The sequence below is a fragment of the Mesorhizobium sp. M2A.F.Ca.ET.043.02.1.1 genome (assembly GCF_003952405.1).
Classification (GTDB): domain Bacteria; phylum Pseudomonadota; class Alphaproteobacteria; order Rhizobiales; family Rhizobiaceae; genus Mesorhizobium.
Genome location: NZ_CP034445.1, coordinates 6664236 through 6690672, shown reverse-complemented (window position 1 = coordinate 6690672; position 26437 = coordinate 6664236). Strand labels below are relative to the sequence as shown.

Annotated in this window: 27 protein-coding genes; 21 read left to right on the top strand and 6 right to left on the bottom strand. The window is 63.0% G+C overall.

Annotated features, from left to right (window positions below; translation table 11 throughout):
• Nucleotides 1-2: 2 nt before the first annotated feature.
• The 3 genes from clpA (at nt 3) to EJ068_RS32360 (ending at nt 3760) form a co-directional block, all read left to right on the top strand.
• Nucleotides 3-2468 carry an ATP-dependent Clp protease ATP-binding subunit ClpA gene (clpA, locus tag EJ068_RS32370; protein ID WP_126082640.1) on the top strand — a complete coding sequence of 822 codons (2466 nt, stop codon included), beginning with the start codon at nt 3-5 and terminating at the stop codon, nt 2466-2468.
• Nucleotides 2469-2675: 207 nt separating this feature from the next.
• Nucleotides 2676-3413 carry an AzlC family ABC transporter permease gene (locus EJ068_RS32365; protein WP_127251500.1) on the top strand — a complete coding sequence of 246 codons (738 nt, stop codon included), beginning with the start codon at nt 2676-2678 and terminating at the stop codon, nt 3411-3413.
• Nucleotides 3410-3760: an AzlD domain-containing protein gene (locus tag EJ068_RS32360; protein WP_126082641.1), complete on the top strand. Its 351-nt coding sequence runs from the start codon at nt 3410-3412 to the stop codon at nt 3758-3760. Before EJ068_RS32365 ends, EJ068_RS32360 begins: the two co-directional genes overlap by 4 nt.
• 12 nt (nt 3761-3772) lie before the next feature.
• On the opposite strand, the gene EJ068_RS32355 is transcribed toward EJ068_RS32360, so the two are convergent.
• From EJ068_RS32355 to EJ068_RS32340, 4 genes are all read right to left on the bottom strand, one after another.
• A complete protein-coding gene (locus EJ068_RS32355) occupies nt 3773-4201 on the bottom strand; it encodes an HIT domain-containing protein (RefSeq protein ID WP_127251495.1) in 429 nt (142 codons plus the stop codon).
• 106 nt (nt 4202-4307) lie between these two features.
• The gene (locus EJ068_RS32350) at nt 4308-5522 is read right to left on the bottom strand and encodes a GNAT family N-acetyltransferase (protein WP_126082643.1); all 1215 of its coding nucleotides are present in this window, start codon (nt 5520-5522) and stop codon (nt 4308-4310) included.
• A gap of 55 nt (nt 5523-5577) precedes the next feature.
• Nucleotides 5578-6306 carry a glycerophosphodiester phosphodiesterase gene (locus tag EJ068_RS32345; RefSeq protein ID WP_127251501.1) on the bottom strand — a complete coding sequence of 243 codons (729 nt, stop codon included), beginning with the start codon at nt 6304-6306 and terminating at the stop codon, nt 5578-5580.
• 8 nt (nt 6307-6314) lie between these two features.
• A complete protein-coding gene (locus EJ068_RS32340) occupies nt 6315-6779 on the bottom strand; it encodes a RidA family protein (RefSeq protein WP_127251496.1) in 465 nt (154 codons plus the stop codon).
• Between the two features lie 139 nt (nt 6780-6918).
• Between EJ068_RS32340 and EJ068_RS32335 the strand changes: the two genes are divergently transcribed.
• The 5 genes from EJ068_RS32335 to tsf all read left to right on the top strand — a co-directional run bounded on the left by EJ068_RS32335 (nt 6919) and on the right by tsf (nt 10714).
• Nucleotides 6919-7749: a cell envelope integrity EipB family protein gene (locus EJ068_RS32335; RefSeq protein ID WP_127251497.1), complete on the top strand. Its 831-nt coding sequence runs from the start codon at nt 6919-6921 to the stop codon at nt 7747-7749.
• Nucleotides 7750-7829: 80 nt separating this feature from the next.
• On the top strand, nt 7830-8108 hold the full coding sequence (locus EJ068_RS32330) for a DUF4031 domain-containing protein (protein ID WP_126060741.1): 279 nt from the start codon (nt 7830-7832) through the stop codon (nt 8106-8108).
• Nucleotides 8105-8716 carry a LysE family translocator gene (locus EJ068_RS32325; protein ID WP_127251498.1) on the top strand — a complete coding sequence of 204 codons (612 nt, stop codon included), beginning with the start codon at nt 8105-8107 and terminating at the stop codon, nt 8714-8716. The genes EJ068_RS32330 and EJ068_RS32325 overlap by 4 nt, the downstream gene beginning before the upstream one ends.
• Nucleotides 8717-8892: 176 nt before the next feature.
• Complete coding sequence (gene rpsB / locus EJ068_RS32320; RefSeq protein WP_127386323.1) at nt 8893-9672, top strand: 30S ribosomal protein S2; 780 nt, start codon at nt 8893-8895, stop codon at nt 9670-9672.
• A 121-nt stretch (nt 9673-9793) separates the two neighbouring features.
• Nucleotides 9794-10714, top strand: a complete 921-nt coding sequence (gene tsf / locus EJ068_RS32315) for a translation elongation factor Ts (protein ID WP_127253937.1) — start codon at nt 9794-9796, stop codon at nt 10712-10714.
• Between the two features lie 54 nt (nt 10715-10768).
• Here the strand turns inward: tsf and EJ068_RS32310 are convergent, their stop codons facing one another.
• Nucleotides 10769-11695: a LysR family transcriptional regulator gene (locus EJ068_RS32310; protein ID WP_128298372.1), complete on the bottom strand. Its 927-nt coding sequence runs from the start codon at nt 11693-11695 to the stop codon at nt 10769-10771.
• A 115-nt stretch (nt 11696-11810) separates the two neighbouring features.
• Between EJ068_RS32310 and EJ068_RS32305 the strand changes: the two genes are divergently transcribed.
• The 13 genes from EJ068_RS32305 to lpxB all read left to right on the top strand — a co-directional run bounded on the left by EJ068_RS32305 (nt 11811) and on the right by lpxB (nt 24956).
• On the top strand, nt 11811-12338 hold the full coding sequence (locus tag EJ068_RS32305; RefSeq protein WP_127253908.1) for a nuclear transport factor 2 family protein: 528 nt from the start codon (nt 11811-11813) through the stop codon (nt 12336-12338).
• A gap of 35 nt (nt 12339-12373) precedes the next feature.
• Nucleotides 12374-13483 carry an aldo/keto reductase gene (locus EJ068_RS32300; protein WP_127253909.1) on the top strand — a complete coding sequence of 370 codons (1110 nt, stop codon included), beginning with the start codon at nt 12374-12376 and terminating at the stop codon, nt 13481-13483.
• Nucleotides 13484-13668: 185 nt separating this feature from the next.
• On the top strand, nt 13669-14391 hold the full coding sequence (gene pyrH / locus EJ068_RS32295; RefSeq protein ID WP_042642552.1) for a UMP kinase: 723 nt from the start codon (nt 13669-13671) through the stop codon (nt 14389-14391).
• Nucleotides 14392-14481: 90 nt separating this feature from the next.
• Nucleotides 14482-15036: a ribosome recycling factor gene (gene frr, locus EJ068_RS32290; protein WP_082037291.1), complete on the top strand. Its 555-nt coding sequence runs from the start codon at nt 14482-14484 to the stop codon at nt 15034-15036.
• A gap of 29 nt (nt 15037-15065) precedes the next feature.
• The gene (locus EJ068_RS32285) at nt 15066-15785 is read left to right on the top strand and encodes an isoprenyl transferase (RefSeq protein ID WP_127250273.1); all 720 of its coding nucleotides are present in this window, start codon (nt 15066-15068) and stop codon (nt 15783-15785) included.
• A 12-nt stretch (nt 15786-15797) separates the two neighbouring features.
• Nucleotides 15798-16607 (top strand): phosphatidate cytidylyltransferase, encoded by an 810-nt coding sequence (locus EJ068_RS32280; protein ID WP_127250272.1) that lies wholly within the window; start codon nt 15798-15800, stop codon nt 16605-16607.
• Between the two features lie 105 nt (nt 16608-16712).
• The gene (rseP, locus tag EJ068_RS32275) at nt 16713-17855 is read left to right on the top strand and encodes an RIP metalloprotease RseP (RefSeq protein ID WP_127250271.1); all 1143 of its coding nucleotides are present in this window, start codon (nt 16713-16715) and stop codon (nt 17853-17855) included.
• Between the two features lie 218 nt (nt 17856-18073).
• A complete protein-coding gene (gene bamA, locus EJ068_RS32270) occupies nt 18074-20437 on the top strand; it encodes an outer membrane protein assembly factor BamA (RefSeq protein ID WP_127250270.1) in 2364 nt (787 codons plus the stop codon).
• 78 nt (nt 20438-20515) lie between these two features.
• The gene (gene lpxD / locus EJ068_RS32265) at nt 20516-21571 is read left to right on the top strand and encodes a UDP-3-O-(3-hydroxymyristoyl)glucosamine N-acyltransferase (RefSeq protein WP_127250276.1); all 1056 of its coding nucleotides are present in this window, start codon (nt 20516-20518) and stop codon (nt 21569-21571) included.
• Nucleotides 21564-22025, top strand: a complete 462-nt coding sequence (gene fabZ, locus EJ068_RS32260) for a 3-hydroxyacyl-ACP dehydratase FabZ (protein ID WP_095818698.1) — start codon at nt 21564-21566, stop codon at nt 22023-22025. Before lpxD ends, fabZ begins: the two co-directional genes overlap by 8 nt.
• Nucleotides 22026-22040: 15 nt before the next feature.
• Nucleotides 22041-22880, top strand: coding sequence for an acyl-ACP--UDP-N-acetylglucosamine O-acyltransferase (gene lpxA, locus EJ068_RS32255; RefSeq protein WP_127250269.1), 840 nt, complete (start codon nt 22041-22043; stop codon nt 22878-22880).
• Nucleotides 22867-23775 carry a UDP-2,3-diacylglucosamine diphosphatase LpxI gene (lpxI, locus tag EJ068_RS32250; protein ID WP_127250268.1) on the top strand — a complete coding sequence of 303 codons (909 nt, stop codon included), beginning with the start codon at nt 22867-22869 and terminating at the stop codon, nt 23773-23775. Before lpxA ends, lpxI begins: the two co-directional genes overlap by 14 nt.
• Nucleotides 23775-24956 (top strand): lipid-A-disaccharide synthase, encoded by a 1182-nt coding sequence (gene lpxB, locus EJ068_RS32245; protein ID WP_127250267.1) that lies wholly within the window; start codon nt 23775-23777, stop codon nt 24954-24956. Before lpxI ends, lpxB begins: the two co-directional genes overlap by 1 nt.
• 72 nt (nt 24957-25028) lie before the next feature.
• Here lpxB and gltA read toward each other — a convergent pair whose 3' ends face one another.
• Nucleotides 25029-26357, bottom strand: a complete 1329-nt coding sequence (gene gltA, locus EJ068_RS32240) for a citrate synthase (protein WP_126060753.1) — start codon at nt 26355-26357, stop codon at nt 25029-25031.
• Between the last annotated feature and the right edge of the window lie 80 nt (nt 26358-26437).

Sequence of the window (26437 nt, the reverse complement as noted above, 5' to 3'; positions counted from 1 at the left end):
ACATGCCGGCTTTCTCCCAAGGCCTGGAAAAGGCGCTACATCAGGCGCTGACATTCGCCAACGAGCGGCATCATGAGTATGCGACGCTCGAACATCTGCTGCTTGCCCTGATCGACGACACAGAGGCGGCCGCCGTCATGCGCGCCTGCAATGTCGATCTCGACGAGCTCAAGCACACGGTTCTCACCTATATCGACACCGAGCTTGACAACCTCGTCACCGGCTACGACGAGGATTCCAAGCCGACGGCAGGCTTCCAGCGCGTCATCCAGCGCGCCGTGATCCATGTGCAGTCGTCCGGCCGCGAGGAAGTGTCCGGCGCCAACGTGCTCGTCGCCATCTTCGCCGAGCGCGAGAGCCACGCCGCCTATTTCCTGCAGGAACAGCAGATGACCCGCTACGACGCGGTCAACTACATCTCGCATGGCATCGCCAAGCGCCCGGGCGCTTCGGAATCGCGCACGCCGCGCGGCGCCGAGGACGAGCAGGGCGGCCAGAACGGCGCCGAGCCGCAGGAGGAAAACGGCAAAAAGAAGCAGCAGGACGCACTGACGGCCTACTGCGTCAATCTCAACAACAAGGCCCGCGCCGGCAAGATCGACCCGCTGATCGGCCGCGACAGCGAGATCAACCGCACCATCCAGGTGCTGTGCCGCCGCTCCAAGAACAACCCGCTCTATGTCGGCGACCCCGGCGTCGGCAAGACGGCGATCGCCGAGGGCCTTGCCAAGCGCATCGTCGAAGGCGATGTGCCGGAAGTGCTGCAGGACGCCACCATCTTCGCGCTCGACATGGGCACGCTGTTGGCCGGCACCCGCTATCGCGGCGACTTCGAGGAGCGGCTGAAGCAGGTCGTGAAGGAGCTCGAGGATTATCCGGGCGCGGTGCTGTTCATCGACGAGATCCACACCGTGATCGGGGCCGGCGCCACTTCGGGCGGCGCGATGGATGCATCGAACCTCCTGAAGCCGGCGCTGTCGTCCGGCGCGATCCGCTGCATCGGCTCGACCACCTATAAGGAGTTCCGCCAGTTCTTCGAGAAGGACCGCGCGCTTGTGCGGCGCTTCCAGAAGATCGACGTCAACGAGCCGACCATCGAGGACGCCATCGAGATCATGAAGGGCCTGAAGCCCTATTTCGAGGAGTTCCACAAGGTCCGCTACACGAGCGAGGCGATCAAGGCCTCGGTCGAGCTGTCGGCGCGCTACATCAACGACCGCAAGTTGCCGGACAAGGCGATCGACGTGATCGACGAGACCGGCGCCTCGCAGATGCTGGTGCCAGAGGCCAAGCGTAAGAAGACGATCGGTATCAAGGAGATCGAGGCGACGATCGCCACCATGGCGCGCATCCCGCCGAAGACGGTCTCGGCCGATGACGAGAAGGTGCTGCAGGGTCTGGACGTTGAGCTGAAGCGTGTCGTCTACGGCCAGGACACCGCGATCACCGCGCTGACCTCGGCGATCAAGCTGGCGCGCGCCGGCCTGCGTGAACCGGAGAAGCCGATCGGCTCCTACCTGTTCTCGGGTCCGACCGGCGTCGGCAAGACGGAAGTGGCCAAGCAGCTTGCCGCCTCGCTGGGCGTCGAGCTGATCCGCTTCGACATGTCGGAATACATGGAACGTCACACCGTCTCGCGGCTGATCGGCGCGCCTCCCGGCTATGTCGGCTTCGACCAGGGCGGCCTGCTCACCGACGGGGTGGACCAGCATCCGCATTGCGTGCTGCTGCTCGACGAGGTCGAGAAGGCGCATCCGGACCTGTTCAACATCCTGTTGCAGGTGATGGACCATGGCAAGCTGACCGACCATAACGGCAAGCAGATCGACTTCCGCAACGTGATCCTGATCATGACCACCAATGCGGGCGCGTCGGATGCGCAGCGCGCGGCGATCGGCTTCGGCTCGACCAAGCGTGAAGGCGACGATGTCGAGGCGATCAACCGGCTGTTCACGCCGGAGTTCCGCAATCGTCTCGACGCGATCATCCCGTTCGGCTCGCTGCCGGTGCCGGTGATCCATCAGGTGGTGCAGAAGTTCGTCATGCAGCTCGAGGCCCAACTCTCCGAGCGTGGCGTCACCTTCGACCTGTCGCAGGACGCGATCGCCTGGCTGGCCGACAAGGGCTATGACGAGCGCATGGGCGCGCGTCCGCTCGGCCGGGTCATCCAGGAGCACATCAAGAAGCCGCTGGCCGACGAAGTGCTGTTCGGCAAGCTGAAGAAAGGCGGCACGGTGCGCGTCACCGTCGAGAAGAAGGAAACCGGCGAGTCCGGCCTGAAGCTCGAATCGCTCGCCGACGAGTCGCCCGTGCAGCCGAAGAAGGAAGAGCCGGAAGACGCGCCGAAGCCGAAGAAGGCGGTGGCCAAGAAGCCTGCGCCCAAGAAGGCCGTGGCGCAGAAGCCGGAACCGAAGGGCAAGGACGGCAACAAGCGCAGCCTTGTGCCGCAACTGCCGCGCAAAGGCTGATCGGCCTTACCCCGAATTGCAGAAAGCCCCGGCAACGGGGCTTTTTTGTTGCAAGGAAACGTGGAAATCGGCCGGATTGTCCTTAATTTAACGGTGCGCGTGGCCGATGTCCTCCAACCGCCAACGGATTTTCCTGGATCAATGGAAAGACGATGCGCCCGTGTCGGTGCGGTCGCATCCTATGGCCGCGCATGCTATGGCCGGCACATGTCGACTTGGACCTCGGACGTCACAGCGCCTCGTTCCACTTGGTTCCTGCGTGGTGCCCGCGCGGCCTTTTCCCTGCCTGGCCTAATCCTCGTCAGCTCGTTCATTGGCTTTGCCGCCCTGGCGAAAGACGCCGGGGTCACGGTGGCGCAGGCCGCTTTCATGACCGGAACGGTGTGGGCGCTGCCATCAATGGTCGTGCTGGTGGGTGCGATCGCATCGGGAGCGGCGCTGCCGGCGGCGATGTTCGCCGTCACGTTGTCCGCCATACGTCTGATGCCGATGGTGATGGCGCTGGCACCCGAGATGCGCACCGGGAAAACCCGGCAATGCGTGCTCTACCTCCTGGCGCATTTCGTGGCCGTGACCTCCTGGGTGCTGGCCATGGAGCGCCTCAAGCGCGTCCCGCCTCAAATGCGTACGACTTACTATGCCGGCCTCGGCGGCACGCTGGTGACGACGAATGTCATCGTCGTGACCGTCGTTTATGCAGTGGCGGATGCGCTGCCGTCCGCCGTTTCGGCGGCGTTGCTGATGTTGACGCCGATGTATTTCCTGACCTCGTTGTGGGGGTCCGCACGCGAGCGGGCAGGGCATGTCGCAATGGTCCTGGGCCTCGTCCTCGGACCGGTCTTCCACATAGTGTTGCCGCAGATCGATTTGCTGGTTGCCGGACTGATCGGCGGCACGGTCGCCTGTGGCTTGCAATTGTGGCGGCGCAAGGTGCGCGCAGCGTGAGTTACTTTTCCAGCGGCGCCTGGTGGTGGCCATACATGTTCATTCTCGTCGCCGGTTTCGCCGCGACGGATATCTGGCGCTTCCTCGGCGTCTATCTTGGCGGCAAGCTTTCCGAAGATTCAGACCTGTTGGTGCTGGTTCGCACCATGGCGACGGCGCTTGTTGCCGCCGTCATCGGCAACCTGATTGTCTTTCCAGGCGGCGCGCTGGCGCACACTTCGCTTGGCTTGAGGATAGCGGCGGCGGCCCTGGGTTTCGTCGCCTATCTGGCGTCGGGAAAGCGCATGGTCGTCGGCATCGCCACAGCCGAGTTTTTGCTTCTGGCGGGACTTTATCTGAACTTTTGATTTCGCCCCATCTCAGCCCGCCAGAGCCGCCCGGATCTTGCCGGCATTCTCGGCCAGCACCTCCGGCTTTTCCATCTGTCCGGAATGCGGCTTCAACGGCACGCCCTCGAAGCGCGGAACGACGTGGACATGAAGGTGATAGACGGTCTGCCCGGAAGCCGGCTCGTTGAACTGCATGATGGTGACGCCGTCGGCGTTGAAGGCCTTTTTCACCGCCACCGCCACCTTCTGCACGACCGCGAACAGCGCGGCGAACGTTGCCGGATCGGCGTCGAGGATGTTGCGCGACGGCGCCTTCGGCACGACCAGCGTGTGGCCCGTGCCTTGCGGCATCACATCCATGAAGGCGACCACCGCGTCGTCCTCATAGACGCCGTGCGAGGGGATCTCGCCGCGCAGGATTTTCGCGAAGATGTTGCCGGGATCATAGGCTTCGGCCATGGGGTGACACTCCCAATTGCGTTCGCCGTCCGGTGTAGCGAAGCCGCCGGTGGGCGGCAAGGCGCTCAGGCGAGATCGACCGCCAAGCTGCCTTCGCTGCCCAGGATTATTCGCCGAGATCCTTGCGGAAGGGCGTGTGCTCTTCGAGATACTCGCCCATGCGTTCGACCTCGCGCCGCTCGCGCCTGAGATAATCGGCGACGGCGTTGCGTAAGCCGGGATGCGAAATGTAGTGCGCCGAATGCATGGTCACCGGACGGTAGCCGCGCGCCAGCTTGTGCTCGCCCTGCGCGCCTGCCTCCACCACCTTGAGCTTGTGCTCGATGGCGAAGTCGATGGCCTGGTGGTAGCAGACCTCGAAATGCAGGAAAGGGTGGTCCTCGATGCAGCCCCAGTTGCGGCCATAGAGCGCATCGGAACCGATGAAGTTGATGGCGCCGGCAATGTAGCGGCCATTGCGCTTGGCCATCACCAGAAGAATGTCCTCGGCCATGCGCTCGCCGATCAGCGAGAAGAACTGCCGGTTGAGATAAGGCCTGCCCCATTTGCGGCCGCCGGTATCCATGTAGAAGGCGAAGAAGTCATCCCAGGTGCTTTCGGTGATATCCTTGCCGGTCAGCCAGTCGATCGAGATGCCCTCGGCAAGCGCCTCGCGGCGCTCCTTCTTCATCGCCTTGCGCTTGCGCGAGGCAAGGGTGGCGAGGAAGTCGTCATAGGTCGAAAAGCCTTCATTGAAGAAATGGAACTGCTGGTCGGTGCGATGCAGGAACCCCGCCGCCTCCAGCGTCGCCACGTCGGGCTCGTTTGCGAAGGTGACATGCGCGGAAGAGACGCCGAGCTTGTCGGTCACGAGTTTCAACCCCTCCGCCAGGCCTGCCTTCACGGCGCCTGCGTCCTCGCCCCTGCTGACGAGCAGGCGAGGGCCGGTCACCGGCGTGAACGGCACCGAGCATTGCAGCTTGGGATAGTAGCGGCCGCCGGCGCGCTCGAAGGCGTCGGACCAGCCATGGTCGAAGACATATTCCCCCTGGCTGTGCGATTTGAGATAACAAGGGACAGCGCCGAGAAGCCCGCCTTGCGCGGTTTCAAGTCTAAGGTGATGACCTTGCCAGCCGGTGCGCCGAACAGCGCAGCCGGAATCTTCCAAGGCGCTCAGAAAAGCGAATGAAACCAGCGGGTTGTAGCCGTTTTCTTTATCGCCGCGCGTGGTCCCGGCAAAGCCGTCCCATTCCTCGCATGTGAACGCGCCGATGCCTGCCGCGACGCGGATCGCATAATCCGCGTTCGCTGCCCGTCCATCATCGTCGTCGCCTTGATCCATGGGGCTTATTTAAGCTTCGCCGGGGCAGCTACAAGTCACGTTTGAGGCACCCGGCTCAAGCGACTCTTACCAGGCCGGGTTCGAAACCCTCGAAGGTCATCTGGTCGGCATATTTGAAGGTGAGGTCGACCGCCGGCTGGTCATGCACGGTCCAGGTGATGACGGGCATCTTCAGCTTTTCACGCACGAAGCTGACGAAGGGGTTGGGCAGGTCGCCCGCGGCGTAGGAGGTGAAGGCGAGATCATGCGCGAGCATGGCGAAATGCGCCTCGATCAGCTGGTTGTCCTTGCCGTAGGCGGTCAATCCACCGGGGATGCCCGGCGCGTCCCTGGCGAAGTCGCGGATCAGCCAGTGATCGAACGACATGATGGCCACCTTGCCCTTGTAGCGCTTGAGCAGCCGGCCGACGGCTGCCACCAGGCCCGCGTCATGGCCGGGAACGCCTTTCAGTTCGACCACCAGCGGCACGCGGCCGTCGATCAGGTCGAGCGCTTCCTGCAGCGTCGGCACATGGTCCTTGGTGCCGCCGATCCTGAGCGTCGCCAGTTCGGCTGCGGTGCGTTGCCAGATGAAGCCGTCCTCGCCAATCAGGCGCTTCAGGTCGCCGTCATGGATGATCACCGGGACGCCATCCGACGAGAGATGCACGTCGCATTCGATGGCATAGCCGCGTTCGGCCGCCGCGGCGAAGGCCGACAGCGTGTTCTCCCAGCGGGTCTTGTTCATGTCGTGAAAGCCGCGATGCGCGACGGGGCGGGCAATCAGCCAGGAGAGATCGGTCATGTTGGGCATCACTCGACTTCGAAGATCGCTTCGATTTCGACCGCGGCGTTGAGCGGCAGCGTGGCGGTGCCGACGGCGGATCGGGCGTGCTTGCCACGCTCGCCGAGTGCCGCGACCAGGAAGTCGGAGGCGCCGTTGGCAACAAGATGCTGCTCGACGAAATCAGGAGCGGAGGCGACGAAGACAGTGATCTTGACCACGCGCCGGATCCTTTCGAGATCGCCGAGCGCCGCCTTGGCCTGCGCCAGGATGTTGATGGCGCAGAATTTCGCGCCTTCCTTGCCGGCGGCGGTGTCGATGTCGCGGCCGAGCACCCCGCTTGCCTGCAGCTTGCCCTCCTTCAGCGGCAGCTGGCCGGCGGTGAAGAGCATGTTGCCGGTCCGGCAATAGGGCACATAGTTGGCGGCGGGCGCGGCGGCGGCCGGAATGGCCACGCCAAGATCGCTTAGCCGCTTTTCGATTGTTTCGCTCATTGGTTTTCCCTATTGCTGGAAGGCGCCGCGTTGGCCGGGCCGAAATTGCTATTTTTGCCTCGCTTCCGCCACGACTTTTTTTAAGCTGGACCATCTTTCCCTGCGGCCTGTCTCGCGGCCGCGACGATCGGAGCAACGTATGCGCGCAACGCGCCTTTTTCTCGCCGCCGCCTGTCTTTCGGCAGCGTTCCCAATGGCGCCGGCCCTTGCGGTGCCCGCGCTGCAGGCGCATCGCGCGGTCTACGATCTGACACTCAACAAGGCCTCCGATCGTTCGGGCATCACGGGCATCACCGGCCGCATGGTCTATGAGTTCAACGGCTCCGCCTGCGAGGGTTACACGGTCAAGTTCCGCTTCGTCACTCAGATCGTCACCAACGACAACACCAGGCTGACCGACCAGCAGACGACGACTTTCGAGGATGCCGAGGGCAAGACCTTTTCCTTCGTGACGAAATCCTTTGTCGACCAGAACCTCGACAAGGAGGTGAAGGGGGTGGCCACGCGGGAAGCGAGGGGCCTCAAGGTCGATATCGACAAGCCGGAGAAGAGCAGCCTCGAGCTTGCGGCCACGCAGTTTCCGACCCAGCATCTGGTCGAGCTGATCGGCAAGGCCGAGAAGGGCGAGAATTTCTACCAGACCAATCTGTTCGACGGCTCCGAGGACGCCAACAAGGTGATGAGCACCACCGTCATCGTCGGCAAGAAGACCGAATCCGACAAGACGGATCCGGAAGCGCCGGCGCTGGCCAAGCTCGCCTCGGACAAATACTGGCCGGTCGACATCGCCTATTTCGACGATACCGACAAAAGCGGCGAAGAGGTGCCCGAATACCGGATCAGCTTCAAGCTGCACGAGAACGGCATCACCCGCGACCTCGTCATGGATTATGGCGACTTCTCGATGACCGGCAAGCTGGTGAACCTGTCGCTGTTCGACCAGACCAAGCCTTGCCCGGCTTCGAAATAGCAGCGCCCCGACGATAGGCGATCGCGCTTGCACGTCTGGCTTCAACTCGCCTGTCGGGCTGAAGGAGTGCGGCGAGGCTGATGGCTGTCTATGTCGATGCGGCGATCTGGAAATGGGCCGGCCACCGCTGGTGCCATCTCCTTGCCGATGAGGTCGATGAACTGCATCGCTTCGCTGCCGAACTCGGCATCAAACGCTCGTCCTACCAGGGGCCGCCCAAGACGTCGGCGCCGCACTACGATATAACCGGCTTAGAGCGCGACCGCGCGGTGCGGCTCGGGGCCGTCGAATGCAGCCGCGAGGAGATCGTGGCGGTCTTCCGCCGTGTGCGAGTGCCGAATGGGAAGGTGAGACGATGACGGTGACGGCGTTCCTGGCATATTGCGTCGCAATCACATTGGCAGCCGCCACGCCTGGGCCGGCGATGTTCGCGGTCATCACTAACGGTTTGTCGCGCGGCTTCGGCCGGGCGTTCATCACCGGCGTGGGCGTCGCCGCGGGCGACGCCGTGCTGGTCACCCTGGCGCTGCTCGGACTGGTGGCCATTGCCCAGACCTTCGAATGGATTTTTCTTTTGCTGAAATACGCGGGCGCCGCTTACCTCGTCTTTCTCGGGAACAGGATGTGGCGAGCCGCCGCCAAACAACAGGACGAATCTCCTCGGTCGCAGGCGCGGCTGTCGCGGTCCTTCGTTCTCGGCGCTTCCATTGCGCTCGGCAATCCGAAGGCGATCCTGTTCCACGCCTCCATCATGCCACTGATCCTGAACCTCGATACCATGACCTTCGCCGATGGCCTGCTGGTGGTGCTCGTCGTGATCAGCGTCAATGTCATCACCATGGGCATCTACGCCGCGATGGCCGGCCGGGCAGCCGGTTGGTTCGACACCCCGAGGCGCATGCGCCTGATGAACAGGTTCGCCGGCGGCGCGATGATCGGCACCGGTGCGCTGATTGCCGCACGTTGAGCCGCGCGGCGATGCACGGCTTGCGTTTAAGGGACTTCCCCTCTATATCCGCGCTCATTCCACACACGGACTTTGGTGTCTGCCCGGGAGAAATCCGGCTGAAACCTCCGGTGGCATCAGGACATCCCGTCCGAAATGCCTGTGTCCGTGGAGGCCAACCGGAAAGGAACTAAAGAATGGCTCTGCCAGATTTCAGCATGCGCCAGCTTTTGGAAGCTGGTGTTCACTTCGGCCACCAGACCCATCGCTGGAACCCGAAGATGGCGCCCTACATCTATGGCGCCCGCAACAATATCCACATCATCGACCTGTCGCAGACGGTGCCGCTGTTGAACCAGGCCTTGAAGCAGGTGTCCGACACCGTCGCCAAGGGCGGCCGCGTGCTGTTCGTCGGCACCAAGCGCCAGGCCTCCGACATTGTCGCCGACGCCGCGCAGCGTTCGGCCCAGTACTATGTCAACTCGCGCTGGCTGGGCGGCATGCTCACCAACTGGAAGACGATCTCGAACTCCATCCAGCGCCTGCGCAAGCTTGACGAGACGCTGGCCGGCGAGGCCCAGGGCCTCACCAAGAAGGAGCGCCTGAACCTCGACCGCGAACGCGAGAAGCTCAACAAGGCTCTCGGCGGCATCAAGGACATGGGTTCGACGCCGGACCTGATGTTCGTCATCGACACCAACAAGGAAGCGATCGCCATCCTCGAGGCCAAGCGCCTCGGCATTCCGGTCGTGGCCATCATCGATTCGAACTGCGACCCGGACAAGATCGACTTCCCGATCCCCGGCAATGACGACGCGGCCCGCGCCATCCAGCTCTATTGCGACCTGATCGCCAAGGCTGCCATCGACGGCATCGCCCGCCAGCAGGGCGCGCTGGGCGTCGACATCGGCGCTTCGGCCGAGACTCCGGTCGAGCCGGCGCTCGACGCTCCGGCCAGCGAAGCTCCGGAAGCTTGACATCGAAGGCCGGAAACCGGCCTTCATCTTTCCAATAAGTTGGCGCGCTAAAGCGCTTTTGCCGAGCGCATCACCCGAGTCCCGGTTGGTGCGTCGGCGCATTTGAAACAAAGAGGCGACAATGACGATTTCGGCTGCACAGGTCAAAGAACTCCGCGACTTGACCGGCGCGGGCATGATGGACTGCAAGGCGGCGTTGAACGAGACCAACGGCGATATGGAAGCGGCCGTCGACTGGCTGCGCAAGAAGGGTATCTCGAAGGCCGACAAGAAGGCCGGGCGCACCGCCGCCGAGGGCCTGATCGGTGTCGATGCCGGCGTGCGTGAAGCTGCGGTCGTCGAGGTCAATTCCGAGACCGACTTCGTTGCCCGCAATGCTGCCTTCCAGGAGATCGTCGCCAACGTCGCCAAGGTCGCGCTCGCCTATGGCACGACCGAGGCCGTGGCTGCTGCCAAGTATCCGGGCTCCGACAAGTCGGTCAGCGACACCATCAAGGACGCGGTCGGCACCATCGGCGAGAACATGGGCTTCCGCCGCTCGGCGAAGCTCACCGTTCCGCATGGCGTGGTGGCGACCTATGTCCACAACGCGGTTGCCGACGGCCTCGGCAAGCTCGGCGTGCTGGTGGCGATCGAGACCACCGGCAACGAACACGCGGCCAACGCCTTTGCTCGCCAGGTCGCGATGCATGTCGCCGCCAGCAACCCGGTCGCGCTGACCGCCCAGGAAGTCGATCCGGCGCTGGTCGAGCGCGAGAAGGCGATCTTCTCCGATCAGGCGCGCCAGTCGGGCAAGCCGGAAGCCATCATCGAGAAGATGGTCGAGGGCCGCCTGCGCAAGTTCTATGAAGAGGTCGTGCTTTTGAAGCAGGCCTTCGTGCTCAATCCCGACATCACCGTCGAGAAGGCGCTGAAGGATGCCGAGAAGGAGATCGGCGCTCCGGCGAAGATCACCGCCTATCTGCGTTACGCGCTGGGCGAGGGCATCGAGAAGGAAACGACCGATTTCGCGGCGGAAGTCGCGGCAGCGGTCAAGAAATAGCTCCGATCCAGGGGGAGCGCATCGCGTTTCCCTTAAGGTGAAGAGCTCACGAGCTCAGGCAACTCGGCCGGGTGTCCGCATGGATGCTCGGCCGATTTCTTGTGCGCTGTCGATAAAGGCCCTGAGCTTCGGCGCCATCGACGCGCGGCGCGGAAAATAGAGGAAGAGGCCCGGCTCCTCGATCGCCGTATGCGGCAGGATCTGGACGAGGCGGCCGGCTGCAAGGTCGGCGCGCACCAGCGGCTCGAAAACGTAGGCGAGCCCGACGCCGGCCAGCGCCAGATCGATGGCGCCAAGCGAATCCGTGACGATGGCCGTGCCGCGTGTCTCGACAACGACATCCCTGTCGTTGTCATTCAGGTCCCAGCGGTACAGCGCGCCCGATCGCACCAGCCGGTAGCCGATGCAGTTGTGATCGGCGAGATCGGCCACGGCGCGCGGGCGGCCACGCTTTCCGACATAGGTGGGCGAGGCGACGATGACGGCTTTGAACGGCGGCGTCATCCTGACGGTGACCATGTCCTGCGCGATCATCTCGCCCAGCCGGACGCCGGCATCAAAACCTTCGCCGACGATATCGATAAGTCCTTGGTCGGCAACGATCTCGACCGTCACATCGGGGTAGCGTTCGGCCATCGCCGCGACCACCGGCGTCACCGCCAGGGGGATCGCTATGTTGGAGGCATTGATCCTGAGCAGGCCGGCCGGCCTTCCCTTCACGCCGCGGATCCGGTCCATCCGTTCGGCGATGTCCTGCAGGGCAGGGCCCGCCGTCTCCACCAGCGCCTTGCCGGCCTCGGTCAGCGAGACGCTGCGCGTTGTGCGGGCGAAGAGCGGCTGGCCGACGCGCTCTTCCACGAGCCGCACCGCATGGCTCACGGCGGATGGACTCATCCCGAGCTCGGCCGCGGCAAGCGCAAAGCCGCCGCGCCGCGCCACGGCGACGATGACCGGCAGATGTGTGAGCAGATCGCGATCCATTCATGAATGATATCGCATAGTCTTTGCGAACAATGCAATCTTATCGTTGCTCTCAAGCCAGCCCATATTGGCATCAACACATCGGCGGCGGGCTGATGCCTCAAGGAGAGACGAAATGAATGCGTTGAGACATGTAACCTTTGCGGCGGGCATGGCATTGGCGCCGGTCAATGCCGGTGGAGCCGAGGCGACCGGTTGGCAGGCGCTTGCCGACGAGCGCGCGGTGATCCGCATCGCCGACGCCATCGACCGCGCGGTGGATGCGCAGGACTGGGAGCTGGCGCGCAGCTATTTTGCCGACCGCGTCACCGCCGATTTCAGCAGCCTCTCCGGCCAGCCCGCGGCCAACATCGCCTCCGACGACCTGATCGGCGCCTGGGCGGGCAATCTCAAGGGCAGCAAGACCAGCCTGCATCTGCGCACCAACCATCAGCTCGTGCTCGAGGCCGATACCGCGACCGTCCATTCCAACGGCTATGCCTGGAACCGGATGGAAGGCAATGGCGACCCGCTCTGGGAGGTCTGGGGCACCTATGTGCATCATTTGACCCGCTCGGCTGCCGGCTGGAAGGTCGACGGCTTCACCTTCCGCATGACGCATGAGCGCGGCAATCCCTGGGTCAAGGCGACCCCCGGCCAGTGACCGGCAGCAAGTCAGTTCAGAATCGGAAGACCACCATGAGCATGACCTATTACACGCTTGGCAACAGCGGGCTGCGCGTCAGCCGGCTGGCGCTCGGCACCATGACCTTCGGCACCGAATGGGGCTGGGGCGCGGACAGGGACGCCGCCCGCGCGATGTTCGACGCCTATGTCGAAGCGGGCGGCAATTTCTTCGACACGGCCGATCTCTATACCGGCGGCACAGCCGAGGCGTGGCTCGGCGAATTCGTCGCCGAGCGAGGCTTGCGCGACAAGGCGGTGATCGCCACCAAATTCACCTTCAACGCGGAACCGGGTAACCCCAATGGCGGCGGCAATGGCCGCAAGAACATCATACGCGCTGTGGACGCCTCGCTGAAACGGCTCGGTACAGACTATATCGACCTTTACCTGCTGCATGTCTGGGATCGCATCACTCCGGCCGAGGAGGTGCTGCGCACGCTTGACGATCTTGTACGCGCCGGCAAGGTGCGCCATATCGGCCTCTCCGACGTGCCGGCCTGGTATGCCGGCCGCGCCCAGGCGATCGCCGAATTGCGCGGCTACGAGCCGGTCTCGGCGCTGCAGCTCGAATACTCGCTGGCCGAGCGCGCCATCGAACATGAATATGTGCCTTTCGCCACCCGTCATGGCGCGGGCATCATGGTGTGGAGCCCTTTGGCCAGCGGGCTGCTCAGCGGCAAATACAGGCCAACACAAGCCGGGAATGCCGGCCGGCTCGACGGCTTCCGCAACACCACACATCCCGGCTTCCAGAAGTTCAGCGACCGCAACTGGGCGATCGTGGCGGAGCTCGAGAAGGTGGCGGCCGAGCTTAGCCGCAGCATGGCGCAGGTCGCGCTCAACTGGGTGGCGACCCAGCCAGGAATCGCCTCCGTAATCCTTGGAGCGACGAGGCTCGAGCAGCTCGAGGACAATCTTGGCGCGCTCGATTTTTCGATTCCCGGCGAGCTTCGCAAGCGGCTGGAGGAGGTCAGCGCCACGCCAGCACCGTTTCCGCATTCCTATTTCGGCTCCGAGATCCAGGTGCGGGTGACCGGTGGCGCGGTGACTGGCGACAAGCCGGCAGGCTATTGCCCTCCCGTCATCATCGAAGGCGAAGCGGTCAGCATCTCAAGCGACTGATCGAAAAAGGGCAACTGTTCGAAAGGCGGCAACTGACCGAAAAAGCCTGGAATTTTGCACGAGGGCGCGGCGTGACATCGCCGCGCCCTTCGTGTATCGGGTCAACCCGTCATGACAGCATCGCCGGATGAAGCGGGGGCGGTTTTGCCTCCAAAATTGCCGCGCCGAGATTTGCGAGGATCAAGATGACGGATAAGCCCCTCTATCGACGTGTCGTGCTGAAAGCTTCCGGCGAAGCGTTGATGGGCGAGCAGCATTTCGGCATCGACGTCTCGGTGGTCGATCGTATCGCCGCCGACATCGCCGAGGCGCGCGCGCTGGGCGTGGAAGTGGGCGTCGTCATCGGCGGCGGCAACATCTTCCGCGGCGTCGCCGTCGCCTCGAAGGGCGGCGACCGCGTCACCGGCGATCACATGGGCATGCTCGCCACCGTCATCAACTCGCTGGCGCTGCGCACTTCGCTGAACAAGATCGGCGTTGACGCCGTTGTGCTGTCGGCGATCGCCATGCCCGAGCTCTGCGAGAGCTTTTCCCAGCGCCAGGCGACCGCCTACATGAACCAGGGCAAGGTGGTCATCTTCGCCGGCGGCACCGGCAATCCGTTCTTCACCACCGATTCGGCTGCCGCGCTTCGCGCCGCCGAGATCGGCGCCGATGCGCTGTTCAAGGGCACGCAGGTCGACGGGGTCTATTCGGCAGATCCCAAGAAAGATCCGAACGCTGTCCGCTTCGACCGCATCAGCCATGCCGAAGTCATCAAACGCGGGCTTGCGATCATGGATACCGCCGCGATTGCACTTGCGCGCGAAAACAACATTCCGATAATCGTCTATTCGATCCACGAAAAAGGTGGTTTCGGCGATATTCTGAGGGGCGGCGGCCATTGCACGGTCGTCACGGACAAGTAACAGGCTCCGGAATCCGTCAAGCGACTGCGGAACCGCGAACCGAATAACGATAGAAACAGTGAACCCGGCGAACGGGTCGAGGAGATGATCATGAGTGGCGAGTACGAAGACCTGAAGCGACGCATGGACGGGGCGATCGCCGCTTTCAAGCACGATCTGGCTTCGCTGCGCACTGGCCGGGCCTCCAGCAACCTGCTCGATGCCGTCCAGGTGCAGGCCTACGGCACGGCGATGCCGATCAACCAGGTGGCCAACGTGTCCGTGCCGGAGCCGCGCATGATTTCGGTGTCGGTCTGGGACAAGTCGATGGTCAGCGCGGTGGACCGCGCCATCCGCGAGGCCAATCTGGGCTTCAACCCGATCGTCGACGGCACCACGCTCCGGATTCCGCTGCCCGAGCTCAACGAGCAGCGCCGCAAGGAGCTAGTCAAGATCTCGCACGGTTACGCCGAGAATGCGCGCGTCGCGGTTCGCCATGTTCGCCGCGACGGCATGGATTTCCTCAAGAAGGCCGAGAAGGATGGCACCATCAGCGAGGACGATCAGCGCAAGCGCTCCGACCAGGTGCAGAAGCTGACCGACGAGATGATCAGCACGATCGATCACCTGCTTTCCGATAAGGAAGCTGAAATCATGCAGGTTTAGGGTCGGGTTTCCGGCTCGAAAGCGAGATTATGGCAATGCCCGCGCATGTCGCGATCATCATGGATGGAAACGGACGCTGGGCCAAGGCGCGCGGTCTGCCGCGCCTTGCCGGCCACCGGGCGGGCGTAGAGGCCCTGCGCAAGACAGTGCGCGCCGCGCCCGATCTCGGCATCTCCTACCTGACTGTCTACGCCTTTTCCTCGGAAAACTGGTCGCGGCCGAAATCCGAAGTTAGCGACCTCATGGGTCTGTTGAAGCTGTTCATCCGCCGCGACCTTGCCGAACTGCATCAGAACGGCGTGCGGGTGAGGATAATTGGCGACAAGCAAGGGCTGCAGCCCGACATCAGGGGCCTGCTGCAGGAGGCCGAATCGCTGACCGCCTGCAACGAGGCGCTGACGCTCATCATTGCCTTCAACTATGGTGGCCGCGACGAGATCGTGCGCACCGCTCGCAAGCTGGCGGATGCCGTCGCGCGCGGCGACATGGCGAGCGACGCGATCACGGCGGAGAGCTTTGCTGCTTCGCTCGACACGCAGGGCATTCCTGATCCTGAACTTGTGATCCGGACGAGCGGCGAGCTCAGGCTGTCGAATTTTCTCCTGTGGCAGGCGGCCTATAGCGAGCTTGTCTTCCTGCCTTGCTATTGGCCGGATTTCAGCCGCGAACATCTGGCCGATGCCTTGCGCGACTTTGCCGGCCGCGAACGGCGCTTCGGCGGGCTCGCCGCCCGCGACGTCGCGCTTTAGGCGACGCCACGCATGAGCAACCTCCAGCAGCGCGTCATCTCGGCAATCGTGATGGCGGCGCTGACGCTTGCGCTCACCTGGCTCGGCGGATTGCCGTTCCGGCTATTCTGTGGGGCAATCGCGGCGTTGATCTTCTATGAATGGACGCGCATGGCGCGCGCCGGCAACGGCGCGGCGCTCGGTTTTCTGCCGGAAGCACTGATTGTAATCTTCATCGGCGCGCTGATTGCCGGCGTGCCGGCCTTGTGGCTGCTTTTGCTGATCGCGATCCTCGTCGCGGTCGCAGCCGTCGCCGCCCGCGGGGCCGCGCAGTGGGAAGCCTCCGGGGTGGCCTACGCGGCACTATCCGGCTTCTCGCTCGCCTATCTGCGTGACGAAAATCATTCCGGGCTGATTGCGATTCTCTTCCTGTTCGCTGTGGTCTGGGCGACCGATATCGCGGCCTATTTCGTCGGCCGCGCGGTCGGCGGCCCGAAACTTGCGCCGTCGATTTCGCCCGGCAAGACACGGAGCGGCGCGGTTGGGGGCGCCGTCGGCGGCCTTGCCGGCGGGCTGCTGCTGGCAATTGCAGCCGGCGCCGGCAATCTCGTTCAGCTCGGACTCGCCGCGCTGACGCTGTCGGTCGTTTCCCAGATCGGCGACCTGTTCGAATCCTGGGTTAAGCGCCGGCATGGTGCCAAGGATTCCAGCAACCTTATTCCCGGCCATGGCGGTGTCATGGACAGGGTCGACGGGCTTGTCGCGGCCGCGCTGGCGCTGTACGTCATTGGTTGGGTCGCGGCGGGCGCCGAGCATCCGGCACTGGGGCTGTTTCCGAACTAAATGACACTACGGTCAAGGCGAAAAACGGCGCGCGCCACGGTTTCGCCCGGATTGATGCCACAGTCGCGGCGGAGTGTCGTGTGCGGGCGAATTTGAGGGCATGAGTTGAACGACATTTTTCACGCGGTCTTCAGCACGCAAGGCTTCGTCCTTGGCACGCTCGTGCCGTTTCTGTTCGTGCTGACCGTGGTCGTGTTCGTCCACGAGATGGGCCACTATCTCATCGGCCGCTGGTGCGGCATCGGCGTGAAGGCCTTTTCCATCGGTTTCGGCCCCGAGCTCGTTGGCTTTAACGATCGCCGCGGGACGCGCTGGAAGCTTTGCGCCATTCCGCTTGGCGGGTATGTCAAATTTGTCGGCGACATGAACGCGACGTCGAGCCAGCCGAGCGCCGAGGAGATCGAATCACTGACCGACGCCGAGCGCGAGGTCGCCTTCCACACGCAGCCCATCTGGAAACGGGCCGCGACCGTCGTTGCGGGGCCGCTGTTCAACTTCCTGCTGACGATCGCCGTGTTTGCGGTGCTGTTTTCCCTCTATGGCCGTCCGGTTCTGGAACCTACGGTGGCCCAGGTCACCGCGGGCAGTCCGGCGGACAAAGCCGGAATCCAGCCTGGCGATCGATTCGTCAAAGTCGACGGCAGCAAGGTGGAGACCTTCGCCGATGTGCAGCGCCTGGTCTCGGGCCGGGCAGGCGATGCCATCACCTTCACCATGCTGCGCGACGGCAAGGAAATCGCCGTCACGGCGACACCGGAGCCGATGGAGCAGCAGGATGCGCTGGGCAACAAGGTCAAGGTTGCGGTTATCGGCGTCGTCAACAATGCCGAGCTCGGCCAGCCACGCCTGATCTCCTATACACCGGCCGGCGCCGTGGTGGCGGCGGTCGAGGAAACCGGACATGTGATCGAGCGCACCGGGCAGTTCCTGCAGCGCTTTGCGCTTGGACGCGAGGACAAATGCCAGTTGGGCGGCCCGATCAAGATCGCGAAGATGTCGGGCCAGGCAGCCAAGCTCGGCTTCGAATGGCTGGTGCAGCTTGTTGCATTTCTGTCAGTCGGAATAGGATTTCTCAATCTCCTGCCGATTCCCCCTCTCGACGGCGGCCACCTGTTGTTCTACGGCGTGGAGGCCGTCATAAGGCGGCCCGTTTCAGAGCGAATGATGGAGATGGCCTATCGGACCGGGCTGTTCCTGGTGCTCGGCTTCATGGGCTTCGTTTTTTGGAATGATCTGTTTGGGTGCTGAAATCATGAAGAAATTTGGCTTCAGCGCCGGTGATATTGAGATGCCGTTTACCATGCGTGGGGATATGCGTGACGCGAAAGCCACGCGGTACGGTTAAGTAAATACAAATTAACCGGGAGCCTTGCGTGTAGGGAAAATCCGGTTAATACGGTAAGGGAAAATACCGCACGTCCGGTTTTCTCGCCGTGGGGACTACGAGAAAAAGGTACAAAAGCCCGATGAAGGCAGCATCCAAGTTTCTGAGCGCCGCTTCCGCGGCGGCTCTGTCCGCCGCTCTGGTCCTGCCAGGCGCGCTCGCAGTGCAGTTCGCTGCCACCTCGGTGGCCGAGGCAGCGGTCATCTCGCGTGTCGAGGTCAGCGGCAACCAGCGCGTCGATGCCGAGACCATCCGCAATTACATCTCGATCAAGCCGGGCAAGCCTTTCTCCAGCTCCGATATCGACGATGCCGTCAAGGCGCTGTTCGGCACCGGCCTGTTCTCGGACGTCCAGATCAACCAGGTCGGTTCGAGCCTGGTGGTCAAGGTTTCCGAATACAAGGTCGTCAACCAGGTCCTGTTCCAGGGCAACAAGAAGATCAAGGACAACGCGCTTCAGATGGGTATCCAGCTGAAGCCGCGCGCGACCTTCTCGCAGCAGGCGCTGGATGCCGATGTCGAGGCGATCAAGTCGGCATACAAGCGAATTGGCCGCGACGACGCCGCCGTGACCACGCAGATCATGGACCTCGGCGACAACCGCGTGAACGTGGTCTTCAACATCAACGAAGGCGGCCGCACCCAGATCGCGGCGATCAATTTCGTCGGCAATCACGCCTATTCCAGCCGCCGCCTGTCCGATGTCATCAACACCAAGCGTTCGTCCTGGCTGTCCTTCGTGCTGCGCGACGACGTCTATGACGAGGACAAGCTGCGCGCCGACCAGGAACTGCTGCGCCGCTTCTACTACAATCATGGCTATGCCGACTTCCAGGTCGTCTCGGCCGTCGGCGAGCTTGACGACGCCACCAACAAATACACGGTCACCATCACCGTGCAGGAAGGCGACCGCTACACATTTGGCGACGTCAGCGTGGAAAGCACCATTCCGGAGGTCGATTCCAAGGCGCTGGAATCGACTGTCGAAACCCACAAGGGCGATGTCTACAACGCCAAGGACGTCGAGGATTCGATCGTCGCGTTGACCGAGAAGGTCGCGGGCTCAGGCTATGCCTTCGCCCAGGTGACGCCGCGCGGCGACCGCAATTTCGAGAACCACACCATTTCGGTCGTCTACACCATCGACCAGGGCACCAAGGCCTATATCGAGCGCATCGAAATCCGCGGCAACGACCGCACGCGCGACTATGTCATCCGTCGCGAATTCGATGTCAGCGAGGGCGACGCCTTCAACCAGGTCCTCATCCAGCGCGCGAAGAAGCGGTTGGAAGGCCTTGATTACTTCCAGTCCGTCGACATCTCGACGGTTCCGGGCTCGGCGCCGGACCAGGTCGTGCTCGTGGTCACCGTGGTTGAGAAGTCGACCGGCGAATTCTCGGTCGGCGCTGGTTATTCGACCGGCGGCGACACGCCCGGTCCTTCCATCGAGGGCTCGATCACGGAGCGCAACTTCCTCGGCCGCGGCCAGTACATCAAGCTGTCGGCCGGCGGCGGCAAGAATTCGCGCGACTTCGCTCTTTCCTTCACCGAGCCTTACTTCCTCGGCCGGCGCATTGCTGCGGGCTTCGACATCTACAAGTCGACCCGCGAGTACGATCACTACAATACAGACACCACCGGCGCGACCGTCCGGTTCGGTCTGCCGATTACCGACAACATTTCGACGCAGCTTGCCTACAACATCTCGCAGGAAAAGTACGAGTTCAATGATTGTGACAACAACAATGACGGCGTAGAAGGCGACTGCAATCTTTCGCAGGCCATCATAGAAGCCATCGATGAGGGCTCGTGGCTGAAGTCCTCGGTCAGCTTGGGTCTTACCTACAACACGATCGACGACATGAAGAACCCGCATGAGGGTCTCTTCGTTACCGGCACGACCGAGTTCGCCGGTCTTGGCGGCGATGCGAAATGGGTGAAAGTGACTGGCCGAGCAAGTGTCTATCAGACATTGTCGGAGCAGCTTGACCTTGTCGGTCTCGTATCTGGCGGCGCCGGCTACATTGCAGGCTACGGCGATAATGGTTTGCGCATTTTCGATCAGTTCCAAAGCAACGATCGCATGATCCGCGGTTTTGAGTATGGTGGCATTGGTCCCGTTGACACCGCAACTGGAGACCACCTTGGTGGCACTACCTATTTCAATGCCTCGGCCGAAGCGCAATTCCCATTGCCGGTGATCCCGGAGAGTTTCGGTTTGCGCGGTGCCGTTTTCGCTGATGCCGCAACTCTGTACGGCAGCAAGGTCGACACTCCTGGTGTCGTTCAAGCATCGACCGACATGAAGCTCCGTGCTTCGGTGGGTGTCGGCCTGATGTGGGCTTCGCCGTTCGGCCCGATCCGCATCGACTATGCGATCCCGGTCAAGAAAGAGTCGACCGACGATGTGCAGGAATTCAACTTCGGTATCGCGACCCGCTTCTAATTTCGTGGTTGCAATGGTTCCGGGCCGGTTGACGGCCCGGAGTGGACTGTGCCGACCCAGCTGGATATTGCTTCTGGAATGACCGATCCGGTGTTCTTCGCGCCTTCACGCCGGTATACGGCTGGCGAGGTCGCGAATCTGACCGGCGCCAGCCTGCTTGATGCCGCGCAGGCTGAAATTGCCATCGAAGCGCTGGCTCCCGCCAATGAGGGCGGTGACGGCGCGCTCGTCTTTGTCGACGGCAAGCGCAATTTCGCGCTGATGCAGTCGCTGAGGGCTGCCGCGGTCTTGTGCCCCGCCGATTTTGCGACCAAGGCGCCGCCAGGGATCGCGGTGCTCATGCATCCTCGTCCGCAACAGGCTTTCGCGATGGTCGGGCGCCTATTGTTTCCGCACGCCGCGACTCCGGGACCAATGACCGGAGAAACCGGCATCTCGGCGCATGCCTTTATCGATCCATCCGCCCATATCGAGGAAGGGGCGATCATCGAAGCGGGCGCCGTGATCGGCCCCGGCGTGTCCATCGGCAGCGGCACGGTCATTGCACCTCACGCCGTTGTCGGCCGCTCCTGCCAGATCGGTCGCGACGGGTTCATCGGCCCGGGAGCCAGCATCCAATATGCGCTTGTGGGCAATCGCGTCATCATCCATGGCGGCGCAAGGATTGGCCAGGACGGTTTCGGCTTCGTGGGCGGCGCCAAGGGACCTGAACGTGTGCCGCAGATCGGCCGCGTCATCATCCAGGACGACGTCGAGATCGGTTCCAATTCGACCGTCGACCGCGGTGCGATGTCCGATACCATCATCGGCCAGGGCACAAAGATCGACAATCTGGTGCAGATCGCCCACAATGTTCGCATCGGCCGCAATTGCATTATAGCGGGCCTTTCGGGTATTTCCGGTTCCGTCGTCGTCGGCGACAACGTCACCATGGGTGGCGGTGTCGGCCTCGCCGATCATCTGACCATCGGGCCGGGAGCCAAGCTTGCTGCGAGAAGTGGATTCATGAACAACGTGCCGGCAGGCGAGGTCTGGGGAGGCTACCCGGCGCAGCCCATGGCGGAAGCCATGCGCGAGATAGCGATGCTGCGCAGGATGGCCAGAACGCGCAAGCAAGGCGACGGAAATGGCTGACATGGTGGCAACGACACTCGAGGCGGTTGACATCATGGGGCTCATGAAGCTCCTGCCGCACCGCTATCCGTTCCTGCTGATCGACCGTATCGTCGATATAGACGGCGACGAGTCCGCGGTCGGCATCAAGAACGTGACCATCAACGAGCCGCATTTCCAGGGCCATTTTCCGCAACAGCCGGTCATGCCCGGGGTGCTGATCATCGAGGCGATGGCCCAGACCGCCGGCGCGATCTGCATTCGCAGCCTCAACACGGAAAAGCCCTCGCTGGTTTATTTCATGACCATCGACAACGCGAAATTCCGCAAACCCGTGGTTCCGGGCGATCAGCTCAGGATCCACGTCAAGAAGATCAAGAAACGCGGCAACCTGCTGAAATTCGCCTGCGAGGCGATGGTTGACGGCGCGAAAGCCGCCGAAGCCGAGGTTTCGGCCATGATGGTTACCGGCTGACGGTTCGAAATGCTCATGAAAGTCGAGACATCTATCCATCCTTCCTCGGTCGTCGAAGAAGGAGCCCGGCTCGGCAAAGGTGTCCGCATCGGACCCTTTTGCCATATCAGCGCCGATTCAATCATCGGCGACCGCGTCGAGCTGGTCAGCCATGTGTCGGTGATGGGCGCAACAACCATCGGAGCCGGAACAAAGGTCTATCCGATGGCGACGCTCGGCGCGCCGCCGCAGAACACCAAGCACAAGGGCGGACGCACCACCTTGGTCGTCGGTGAGAACTGCACCATCCGTGAAGGCGTCACGATGCATGTCGGCACCGATTCCAGCCGCGGCGAGACGAGTGTCGGCGACAACGGCAATTTCCTTGCCTATGCCCACATCGCTCATGATTGCGTCGTCGGCAAGAACGCGACCTTCGCCAATGGCGCGACGCTTGGTGGCCATTGCGAGATAGGCGACAATGTCTATATCGGTGGGCTGACCGCCGTTCACCAGTTCGTGCGCATTGGCGACAACGCCTTCATCGGCGGCTGCTCGGCGGTTGTCGGCGATATCATCCCCTATGCGATCGCCGCCGGCAATCGCGCCAAGCTGCGCGGCCTGAACATCATCGGGCTCAAGCGCTCCGGCCTGCCGCGCTCGGAAATCTACCTGCTGCGCAAGGTTTATCGGTCGATTTTCGACCGTTCCCGCAGCGTCGCGGAGAATATCGATCTCGCCAGGGCGGAATTCGGCTCCTCGTCTCCTGCCGCCACGAAGATGATCGACTTCATCGCCAGCGGCGGCAAGCGGCACTATGCGGTCCCGCCGCTGAAGGGTGGCGGCGACGATGACAGCGGCGATGACGAGGCCTGAGCGCGCCGCATCAGGGTTCCAACTCGCGCCGGGCTCGAAGGTCGGCATCATTGCCGGCGGTGGGAGCCTGCCCGTCGAAGTGGCGGAGGGCCTGGTCAAGCACGGTTTTGTGCCCTTCATCATCATCGCCGCCGGTGAGGTCGACCGCGAGGCCGACTTTGCGGCCTACGATCAGGAAAAACTTGCGCTGGAGGACATCGGCCTGCTGTTTCCGTTGCTGAGGCGGCAGGGCATCACCCACCTCGTCCTTGCCGGCGAGATCAAACGCAGGCCGCGGTTGAGCAAGATAAGGCCGACACTTGGTCTGCTGGCGATAATTCCCTCTGTGGTCAGAGCTTTGCGACGCGGCGATGATGGCCTGTTGAAGATATTGACCCGAGCCCTCGAAACGCGAGGCGTCAAGGTCGTCGGCGCGCACGAGGTCGTTCCGGAACTGACGGCGAGCGAAGGCACATTGACGGCGGCCGGACCAAACCAGTCCGACTGGCGCGACATCGAGGCCGCTCGCAAGGCGGCCAAGGCCATCGGCGCACTCGATATCGGCCAGGCGGCGATTGCGATCGGAGGTCGCGCCGTGGCGCTGGAAGGCATTGAGGGCACAGCCGGTCTGCTCGACAGAATGCAGGATTTGCGCGGTCATGGCAGGCTGGCCGGCAAGGCGCGCGGCGTGCTGGTCAAATGCGCCAAGCCGGGTCAGGAATTGCGGGCCGACTTGCCCACCATTGGCCCGCAGACGGTCGAGGCCGCTCATGCGGCAGGCCTTGCCGGCATAGCCGTCGAGGCCGGCCGTTCGCTTATCCTTGAAGGCCCGACCACGCTTGCCCGGGCGAACGCCTTTGGCCTTTTCATCGTCGGTTTGCCCGCGACGGAGCTGGCCAGACAGGGAGCCGGCTGATGGCCGCGGACAAGCCGCTCAAGCTCGCGATCGTCGCTGGTGAGGAATCCGGCGATCTGCTCGGCGCCGATATCGTGCGGGCGCTCGAGCGTACGACCGGCCGCAAGCTTCAGCTTGTCGGCATCGGCGGCCGGCACCTGCAGCAACTGGGGCTGACGCCGTTGTTTGACGGCGGCGAGATCGCGCTGATGGGTTTCAGCGCGGTGCTGCGCGACCTGCCGCGGCTGATGCGCCGCATCAGCCAGACTGCTGCGATAATCGCGGCCGAGCGGCCCGATTGCCTCGTCACAATCGACAGCCCGGACTTCTCGTTGCGCGTGGCGAAGAAGGTCCGCGCAACGGCGCCGGCCATCCCGATCGTCCACTATGTCTGCCCGAGCGTATGGGCCTGGCGGCCGGGCAGGGCGGTGGCGATGAAGCCCTATGTCGACCATATCCTGTGCATCCTGCCGTTCGAGGTGAAGGCGCTTGCCCGTCTCGGCGGACCACCGGGCACTTATGTCGGGCACCGACTGACGCGGGATCCGGGCGTGCTTAGCGCCGCCAGGGCGCAGAGCCAACCGCGCGACCTCTCCGACGACCGTGTCAAGACGGTGCTGGTGCTGCCCGGCTCGCGGCGCGGCGAGGTTCGCCGGCTGATGGAACCGTTCGGCAAGGCGATGTCTGTGCTGCGCCAACGCGGCCATCGCCTGCGCCTGCTGTTGCCGACGGTGCCGCATGTCACCGAGCTGGTGAAGGCTTCGGTCGCCAGTTGGGATGACAAGCCGGAAATCATCACCGAGCCAGAGCGCAAATGGCAGGCCTTCGGCAAGGCCGATGCGGCATTGATCGCGTCTGGAACGGTGTCGCTCGAGTTGGCGCTTGCCGGCGTTCCGATGGTTTCCTGCTATAAGCTGGACCCGATTGCGCGCCAGCTGCTGCAGCATATGGTGACGACTTGGTCGGCCCTGCTGCCCAACCTGATTTCCGACCGCACGCTTGTTCCGGAATTCTACGACCAGTATGTCCGGCCGGAGAACCTTGCCCGGCAACTTGAGGCCCTGTTTGCCGACACCGGCATGCGCGCTTGGCAAAAGGCGGGCTTTGCCGAAATTGCCCGGCGCATGGTGACCGAACGGCCCTCCGGCGAGATCGCCGCGGAAGTGGTGATGGGGTGTATCAAGAGAGCGAATAGGGAGTAGCGAATAGCGAGTGGGGCTGTCGGTTTGCCTTCTTTCCCCTATTCGCTACTCGCTATCTCGCTATTCGCTCAATTACCTTTTCGCAATCGGCACGTAGTCGCGCTCGGTGGCGCCGGTGTAGAGCTGGCGCGGGCGGCCGATCTTCTGGTGCGGGTCTTCGATCATTTCCTTCCACTGCGCGATCCAGCCGACGGTGCGCGCGACCGCGAACAGAACGGTGAACATGGTTGTGGGGAAGCCGAGCGCCTTCAGCGTGATGCCAGAATAGAAGTCGACGTTCGGGTAGAGCTTCTTTTCGATGAAGTAAGCGTCAGTTAGCGCGATCTTCTCCAGTTCCATCGCGATGTCGAGCAACGGATCGTCCTTGATGCCGAGCTCGCCCAACACCTCATGCGCGGTCTTCTGCATGATCTTGGCGCGCGGATCGTAGTTCTTGTAGACGCGATGGCCGAAGCCCATCAGTCGGAACGGGTCGTTCTTGTCCTTGGCGCGGGCAATGAACTCCGGGATGTGATCGACATGGCCGATCTCGCCCAGCATGTTCAGCGCCGCTTCGTTGGCGCCGCCATGCGCCGGGCCCCACAGGCAGGCGATGCCGGCGGCGATGCAAGCGAACGGATTGGCGCCGGAAGAGCCGGCGAGGCGAACCGTCGAGGTCGAGGCGTTCTGCTCGTGGTCGGCGTGCAGGATGAAGATGCGCTCCATGGCGCGCGCCAGCACCGGATTGATCTTGTACTCCTCGCACGGCACGGCAAAGCACATGTGCAGGAAATTGGCGGCGAAGCCGAGATCGTTCTTCGGATAAATGAAGGGCTGGCCGATATGGTATTTGTAGGCCATCGCCGCGATGGTCGGCATCTTGGCGATCAGGCGCATCGAGGCGACCATGCGCTGATACGGGTCCGAGATGTCGGTCGAGTCGTGGTAGAAGGCCGACAGCGCGCCGACCACGCCGCACATGACGGCCATCGGGTGCGCGTCGCGGCGGAAGCCGGTGAAGAAGCGCGACATCTGCTCGTGCACCATGGTGTGGCGCGTCACGCGATAGTCGAAATCCTCCTTCTGCGCCTTGGTCGGGAGTTCCCCGTAGAGCAGGAGGTAGCAGACTTCGAGGAAGTCGCCATGTTCGGCAAGCTGGTCGATCGGATAGCCGCGATGCAAAAGGATGCCGGCGTCGCCGTCGATGAAGGTGATTGCCGACTCGCAGCTTGCAGTGGAGGTGAAGCCGGGGTCGTAGGTGAAGGCGCCGGTGGTGCTGTAGAGCGCGCCGATGTCGATGACGTCAGGCCCGGTCGACCCGCTTCGCACCTTGAATTCATGGGTCTTGCCGGCGAGTTCGAGCCTGGCGGTCGACTCGTGCGCCTTGCTGCCCGGTTCCAGTTTTGTCGCAGCTTCGCTCATTCTCAAACTCCCTTGTATCCTCATGCCGGCAAGGCAATTCCTGCAAACGACACGTCGAAGTCACCGGAATGCGCGAACTC

Bases quoted from the DNA above. Each gene is read 5' to 3' on its own strand.
- EJ068_RS32350 (WP_126082643.1), bottom strand. From the start codon at position 5,522: ATGGATCAAGGCGACGACGATGATGGACGGGCAGCGAACGCGGATTAT.
- clpA (WP_126082640.1), top strand. From the start codon at position 3: ATGCCGGCTTTCTCCCAAGGCCTGGAAAAGGCGCTACATCAGGCGCTG.
- EJ068_RS32355 (WP_127251495.1), bottom strand. From the start codon at position 4,201: ATGGCCGAAGCCTATGATCCCGGCAACATCTTCGCGAAAATCCTGCGC.
- EJ068_RS32345 (WP_127251501.1), bottom strand. From the start codon at position 6,306: ATGACCGATCTCTCCTGGCTGATTGCCCGCCCCGTCGCGCATCGCGGC.
- fabZ (WP_095818698.1), top strand. From the start codon at position 21,564: ATGGCTGACATGGTGGCAACGACACTCGAGGCGGTTGACATCATGGGG.
- bamA (WP_127250270.1), top strand. From the start codon at position 18,074: ATGAAGGCAGCATCCAAGTTTCTGAGCGCCGCTTCCGCGGCGGCTCTG.
- gltA (WP_126060753.1), bottom strand. From the start codon at position 26,357: ATGAGCGAAGCTGCGACAAAACTGGAACCGGGCAGCAAGGCGCACGAG.
- lpxA (WP_127250269.1), top strand. From the start codon at position 22,041: ATGAAAGTCGAGACATCTATCCATCCTTCCTCGGTCGTCGAAGAAGGA.
- EJ068_RS32285 (WP_127250273.1), top strand. From the start codon at position 15,066: ATGGCAATGCCCGCGCATGTCGCGATCATCATGGATGGAAACGGACGC.
- EJ068_RS32335 (WP_127251497.1), top strand. From the start codon at position 6,919: ATGCGCGCAACGCGCCTTTTTCTCGCCGCCGCCTGTCTTTCGGCAGCG.
- lpxB (WP_127250267.1), top strand. From the start codon at position 23,775: ATGGCCGCGGACAAGCCGCTCAAGCTCGCGATCGTCGCTGGTGAGGAA.
- tsf (WP_127253937.1), top strand. From the start codon at position 9,794: ATGACGATTTCGGCTGCACAGGTCAAAGAACTCCGCGACTTGACCGGC.
- EJ068_RS32310 (WP_128298372.1), bottom strand. From the start codon at position 11,695: ATGGATCGCGATCTGCTCACACATCTGCCGGTCATCGTCGCCGTGGCG.
- EJ068_RS32340 (WP_127251496.1), bottom strand. From the start codon at position 6,779: ATGAGCGAAACAATCGAAAAGCGGCTAAGCGATCTTGGCGTGGCCATT.
- EJ068_RS32305 (WP_127253908.1), top strand. From the start codon at position 11,811: ATGAATGCGTTGAGACATGTAACCTTTGCGGCGGGCATGGCATTGGCG.
- frr (WP_082037291.1), top strand. From the start codon at position 14,482: ATGAGTGGCGAGTACGAAGACCTGAAGCGACGCATGGACGGGGCGATC.
- EJ068_RS32365 (WP_127251500.1), top strand. From the start codon at position 2,676: ATGTCGACTTGGACCTCGGACGTCACAGCGCCTCGTTCCACTTGGTTC.
- lpxD (WP_127250276.1), top strand. From the start codon at position 20,516: ATGACCGATCCGGTGTTCTTCGCGCCTTCACGCCGGTATACGGCTGGC.
- EJ068_RS32330 (WP_126060741.1), top strand. From the start codon at position 7,830: ATGGCTGTCTATGTCGATGCGGCGATCTGGAAATGGGCCGGCCACCGC.
- pyrH (WP_042642552.1), top strand. From the start codon at position 13,669: ATGACGGATAAGCCCCTCTATCGACGTGTCGTGCTGAAAGCTTCCGGC.
- EJ068_RS32300 (WP_127253909.1), top strand. From the start codon at position 12,374: ATGAGCATGACCTATTACACGCTTGGCAACAGCGGGCTGCGCGTCAGC.
- EJ068_RS32280 (WP_127250272.1), top strand. From the start codon at position 15,798: ATGAGCAACCTCCAGCAGCGCGTCATCTCGGCAATCGTGATGGCGGCG.
- rpsB (WP_127386323.1), top strand. From the start codon at position 8,893: ATGGCTCTGCCAGATTTCAGCATGCGCCAGCTTTTGGAAGCTGGTGTT.
- EJ068_RS32325 (WP_127251498.1), top strand. From the start codon at position 8,105: ATGACGGTGACGGCGTTCCTGGCATATTGCGTCGCAATCACATTGGCA.
- lpxI (WP_127250268.1), top strand. From the start codon at position 22,867: ATGACGAGGCCTGAGCGCGCCGCATCAGGGTTCCAACTCGCGCCGGGC.